This is a genomic window from Pauljensenia sp. UMB3104, assembly GCF_030217285.1.
In the GTDB taxonomy this organism is placed as follows: Bacteria; Actinomycetota; Actinomycetes; order Actinomycetales; family Actinomycetaceae; genus Pauljensenia.
Genome location: NZ_JASONN010000410.1, coordinates 1 through 255 on the forward strand (window position 1 = coordinate 1; position 255 = coordinate 255).

1 pseudogene is annotated in these 255 nt (G+C 62.4%); it reads left to right on the plus strand.

Annotation, left to right across the window (positions count from 1 at the left end):
• A pseudogene (locus QP415_RS12225) lies at positions 1–255 on the plus strand (ABC transporter permease); the annotation flags it as partial.

Genomic DNA, 255 nt, shown 5'->3' on the forward strand with positions numbered 1-255 from the left:
CCTCCTCGTGGCCATCGGAATCTTCTCGATCCTCTCCCCGAGCGTGTTCCTGACGGGCCTCAACCTGCAGAACATGCTGCTCGCCGTCGCAGAAATCGGCATCCTCTCCATCGCCATGATGATCTCGATGGTCACCGGCGGCATCGACCTGTCGCTCGTCGCCATCGCGAACCTCTGCGCGATCACCGTGTCGACCCTGTACACCTCGAGCGCGCTGGGCGGAACCGAACAATGGGGCCCCGTCATCATCCTCAT